Annotated in this window: 3 protein-coding genes and 1 riboswitch; all 3 genes read left to right on the forward strand. The window is 54.7% G+C overall.

All coding sequences use genetic code 11. The features are described from left to right. Positions 1-1,367: HAD-IC family P-type ATPase (locus tag ACR0P9_RS09190; RefSeq protein ID WP_432619435.1), on the forward strand; the 1,367-nt coding region annotated here is incomplete at its 5' end. Positions 1,368-1,472: 105 nt separating this feature from the next. After that, positions 1,473-1,600: riboswitch (FMN riboswitch) on the forward strand. Positions 1,601-1,729: 129 nt separating this feature from the next. Further along, complete coding sequence (gene ribD, locus ACR0P9_RS09195; RefSeq protein ID WP_432619437.1) at positions 1,730-2,839, forward strand: bifunctional diaminohydroxyphosphoribosylaminopyrimidine deaminase/5-amino-6-(5-phosphoribosylamino)uracil reductase RibD; 1,110 nt, start codon at positions 1,730-1,732, stop codon at positions 2,837-2,839. Between the two features lie 4 nt (positions 2,840-2,843). Beyond that, positions 2,844-3,497, forward strand: a complete 654-nt coding sequence (locus tag ACR0P9_RS09200; RefSeq protein ID WP_432619439.1) for a riboflavin synthase — start codon at positions 2,844-2,846, stop codon at positions 3,495-3,497. Positions 3,498-3,574 lie beyond the last annotated feature (77 nt).

Below are 3,574 nucleotides of genomic sequence, written 5' to 3' on the forward strand. Positions count from 1 at the left end.
ACTCCAACCGAAAATATGCCGCAGTCCGTCTGACCACACAAATGCGAACGCTGGTGCGCGGTGCGCCGGAACTGCTTCTTCCCCGCTGTACCCAATATCTCGCACCGGACGGAACGGTACATGCATATCCTTCGCACAGGTTATCTCAAATCATGCGCGAACAATCCGCATCCGGCGGACGGCTGCTCGCCATGGCTGTGACCGACCAAACCGTATCGGATACCCAGCTGCCGCACGGCATGATTTTGACCGCCTTGCTCGTCCTGCGCGATCCGCTGCGCCGCGAGACACCGCAGGCGATTCATCAGCTGTCTCAAGCAGGCATCCGTACCATCATGTTGACCGGCGATCATCCTGATACCGCTCGCGCCATTGCCAAACGCTGTGGCATTGTCTCTGATGCCCATCCGCTCGTGATAGACAGCAGACAACTGCACAACTGGTCAAAGCAAGAGCTGATGCAGCAGCTTCCTCGGCTCGCCGTCGTCGCACGGGCACTGCCAGCAGACAAAGTGCGCCTGATTCAGGCCGCACAGGCAGCCGGTCTCGTCGCAGGCATGACCGGAGATGGTGTCAACGATGCGCCCGCACTCAAGCTCGCGGACATCGGCTTTGCGATGGGCAGCGGCACCGCTGTCGCCAAGGAGGCTGGAGATATTGTCATTACCGATGACAATCCCGCCTCGATTGCACACGCCGTGTTATATGGACGGACGATTTTCAAAAGCATTCGCAAGTTTTTGGTCTTTCAGCTGACGATGAATCTTTGTGCTGTCGGTGTCTCGATTGCCGGACCGCTCATCGGCATTGACACGCCGGTCACGGTCATGCAAATGCTGTGGATCAATCTGATTATGGATACGCTGGCAGGGCTGGCATTTTCCGGCGAGCCGCCGCTGCAAGAATATATGCAGGAGCCGCCCAAACGCCGAGAAGAGCCGGTGCTCAATCAATATATGAAAAGCCAGCTGCTGTTTACCGGCAGCTATACGATCTTATTATGTATTGTATTTTTGCGCGCCGCGCCATTTCGGCGATTCTTCGGCTACGCTGCAGATCCCCTTCGTTTTTTGACAGCATTCTTTGCGCTGTTTATCTTTTGCGGAATTTTCAATGCATATAATGCGCGCACTCACCGGCTCAATATTCTGGCACACATCTGGCGCGATCCGCTGTTTCTCGGCATTATGACCGCTGTCTCTGTCGTGCAGCTCGGACTCATTTATTACGGCGGGGCACTGTTCCGCACGACACCGCTTCCGCTGTATGAATTATGTGTCGCAGGCGGTCTTGCTCTCACAGTCATTCCCGTGGATTTGCTGCGCAAGCTATGGCTGCGGGCGACGGGAAAAGAGAGAAATTTTTGACATGCTTTCCACAGTTTGCCTCGGCTAAAGTTTTTTGTAACATAGAGAAAACCTATTGCAATTTGTCCATGCATGTAGTATACTTGTACTTGTCAAGAAAATAACATTGTTCTTCGGGGCAGGGTGTAATTCCCTACCGGCGGTACAGCCCGCGACCCGCTGGAAGCGATTCCGCGGCCGATCCGGTTTGAGTCCGGAGCCGACAGTCACAGTCTGGATGGAAGAAGATACAATCGAGACATGTTACAATGTCTCCTGTTTGTTTTGCCCTGTTTCACACACACGTGTAAACAGGCTCTTTTTGTTTTGTACGCCCTGTTTGATGCAGTCAAACGGGGCTTTTTGTTTTGGAGTTGATAAAAATGTCTGAAATCACGCAGCGCGATCTGCACTATATGCGCCACGCCCTAGAGCTGGCAAAGCGCGGTGCCGGACATGTCTCCCCGAACCCGATGGTCGGCGCCGTCATTGTCAAGGATGACCGCATCATTGGTGAGGGCTGGCACGAACACATCGGCGGCTTACATGCAGAGCGCAACGCCTTCAAAAACTGCACCGAGGACTGCACCGGCGCGACTATTTATGTCACGCTGGAGCCATGCTGTCATTGGGGACGCACGCCACCGTGCACGGACGCCATTCTGGAACACAAAATTGCCCGTGTTGTTGTCGGCTGTTTAGATCCAAACCCGCTCGTTGCAGGCAAGGGACTGAGCATTCTGCGCAACGCCGGTATTTCTTGTGTGTCCGGTGTGTTAGAGGAAGAATGCCACGCCATCAACGAAGTGTTCTTCCATTATATTACGACCAAGACGCCGTTTGTCGTGATGAAATACGCGATGACGTTGGACGGCCGCATTGCCGCGTACACCGGAGATTCCAAATGGGTGACCGGTGAAAAAGCACGCCTACATGTACAGGAGACCCGCAAGCGTCTGAGCGGTATTATGGTCGGCATCGGAACCGTTCTCGCAGATGATCCGATGCTCAATTGCCGCATCGAATCCGGCGTTGATCCGGTTCGCCTGATCTGCGACAGCCAGCTGCGGACACCGCTAGACAGCCAGCTCGTTCGTACCGCCAAAGATATTCCGACTTGGATTTTCTGTGCTCACGCACAGCCTGATCGCGTAACCGCCTTAGAACAAGCCGGTGTCCGCGTCATTTCCCTGCCGAATGCTGATGGCAGCCGTGTAGATCTTCACGCCGTGATGCAGTATCTCGGCGAGCAGCAGGTTGACAGCGTGCTGCTGGAAGGCGGCGGCACGCTCAACGGCGAAGCCCTGCGGCTCGGATTGGTGCACAAAGTACAGGCGTATATCGCCCCGAAGCTGATCGGCGGCGCGAGTGCCCATGGCCCTGTCGGCGGCCCTGGCATCGCCAAGATGGCAGACGCGCTCAAGCTCTCCGATCTTACCATTACACGGCTGGACGAAGATATTCTCATCGAAGGCCGCATCCGAAAGGACTGAAGCTATGTTTACCGGAATTGTCGAAGAAGTCGGTGAAATCACCGGTCTGCGGCAGTCAGCAACCAGTACGGTTCTCGGCGTCCGCGCCAGCACAGTGCTGGGCGGCACAAAGCTCGGTGATTCCATCGCTGTCAACGGCGTTTGTCTGACCGTTGTCCGTCTCACCGGAGATGGATTTGAAGGCGATGTCATGCCGGAGACCATGCGCCGCACCAATCTCGGCGCACTCAAGCCAAAATCCCGCGTCAATTTGGAGCGCGCGATGGCAGCAGACGGCCGCTTTGGCGGACACATCGTTGCCGGACACGTGGACGGAACCGGAACCATCACGGATTTATCTCCGGAAGGAAACGCTGTCTGGGTGACAATCGCTGCCCCATCGAACATTCTGCATTATATTGTAGAAAAAGGTTCGATTACCATTGACGGCATCAGCTTGACTGTTGCTTATGTGGATGACAGCTGTTTCAAAGTTTCCATCATCCCGCACACCGGACAGGAAACCACACTGCTGACCCGCAAGCCCGGCTATATTGTGAATTTGGAATGCGATATTGTCGGAAAATATATTGAAAAGCTAATGAAGCCCGCGTTGGAAGAGGACAAGCCGTCCGGCGGACTGACTGCCGATTTTCTCTCGGCACACGGGTTTCTCTGACAGGAGGATATAAAAATGGCTGATTTTGCAACCATTGAAGAAGCACTGGACGCCCTGCGTGCAGGCAAAAACATTCT

The sequence above is a fragment of the Butyricicoccus sp. genome (assembly GCF_050872565.1).
In the GTDB taxonomy this organism is placed as follows: Bacteria; Bacillota; Clostridia; order Oscillospirales; family Butyricicoccaceae; genus Butyricicoccus_A.